General features: G+C 44.9%; 2 protein-coding genes. Both read right to left on the bottom strand.

From position 1 onward, the window contains the following. Positions 1-209 precede the first annotated feature (209 nt). Positions 210-356: a hypothetical protein gene (locus tag H579_RS29215; RefSeq protein WP_157834660.1), complete on the bottom strand. Its 147-nt coding sequence runs from the start codon at positions 354-356 to the stop codon at positions 210-212. A gap of 116 nt (positions 357-472) precedes the next feature. After that, positions 473-1,276 (bottom strand): CHAP domain-containing protein, encoded by an 804-nt coding sequence (locus H579_RS0118665; protein ID WP_028301914.1) that lies wholly within the window; start codon positions 1,274-1,276, stop codon positions 473-475. Positions 1,277-1,386: the final 110 nt, after the last annotated feature.

Here is a 1,386-nt window from a genome sequence, read left to right as displayed (position 1 = left end):
CCCCGCCGTTAGCCCCTGTGCCGGTCGTTCGCGTGGCACCTCGTTTAATCACCAGGCTCCACCCTCCCGCTGCGCCACTTTGCTCATACCCCACCTGTCGCGTCACGTTCCGCCATTACGCCCATGCTGCCCTTCGCCTGCACCTGTCGCCGTTCGCTCATGGCCTGCCAGTTATCGTGTGGTGTTTAAATGCGGGGCAGGCCATCAGCTCACTGCTCGGGTTCCGGCTCGGTGGCATCGGCTGCACGGCTCCACAGTGTCGCTATCGGTCGGGTATTCACTGCAGCAGGCTTCGCAGTTCGGGTTACGCCAGGCATTAAACGAGTGGTGCCACACGTCACTGGCACAGCGGCCAACGGCCCGCCACGCCCGATGCCGTGGCGCGTGTGCGGGCTGGTGTGTGCATGTCGGTGGGTTCGGTGTTGGGCGGGGTAAAATCAGGCCGAAACCCACCCACCCCGCTAATTAGGTTCTAGTTTACAGTGATTTTCGCATCCATAATCCCAATTCTTTGGCCACTAGTTTTATTTTCAAAAGTCCATTTGGGTACATACGTTCCATTGTAAGTATTAGTTACCTTAACATGTGCGGAAATAGTCAGCTCTTGGCCTGGTGATAGAATAGGTGGGCAATAGCCGTATCTGTGGAAATCTGCTTCTATATCAAATATGCCTGCATGTGAGTTAATAGGTTTTAACTTATATTCATGAATATATATGTTTTCTGTACCCTGATTTTTAATTTTAAATGTAATCTCTTTCTCAGAGTTGTTTGGTATTGTTTTGTACAGTAATGTATCATGTGATATTACTTTGTTGTTTGCTCTTATTATTCTCTCAACAGGGGCATTGTTCGTGCTGTATATGTTGTTTGAGATAGTTATGGTTTCACCATATCCATTGCCATCCTGGATATTACCTTTTCCGTATCTATTAGCATGTTTTACCTTAACAGTATAGTTTCCTATATTTGTATATGAGGTTGTTTCCATTACATACATAACATGGCCGTAATATGTGGCGTCACCTTCTTTTTTTCCAGGTTGTGGGCCAACAACTATTATATCTCCCCTGATCGGTGCTCCTGTTACTATTTTATAACCTCGGCTTATTGCTTCGTTATCGCTTTCATACCAGCCTTTTGCATGGAAGCTACGCAGTTGATAAAAAGGACTATTTTGCCCGTTAGTGATACTTAGTACATAGTCCGTACATTCGATAGCGCTGACATTTAGACTGGTAGTTAATAGTATTGAAGCCAACAAAGTTTTTTTCATGATTTTCCCTTATATACGAATCCTTTTACAAATTATATTCTACAGCTTATTAGATTGCGTTTATATAGGGACGGTATTAGTCGTATAATCAAAAAAACCTAAACCGATTC

The sequence above is a fragment of the Oceanospirillum beijerinckii DSM 7166 genome, from assembly GCF_000422425.1.
GTDB lineage: Bacteria > Pseudomonadota > Gammaproteobacteria > Pseudomonadales > Halomonadaceae > Oceanospirillum > Oceanospirillum beijerinckii.
The sequence above is the reverse complement of the archived record's forward strand: the minus strand, read 5'-3'. Positions and strand labels throughout refer to the sequence as shown.

Bases quoted from the DNA above. Each gene is read 5' to 3' on its own strand.
- H579_RS0118665 (WP_028301914.1), bottom strand. From the start codon at position 1,276: ATGAAAAAAACTTTGTTGGCTTCAATACTATTAACTACCAGTCTAAAT.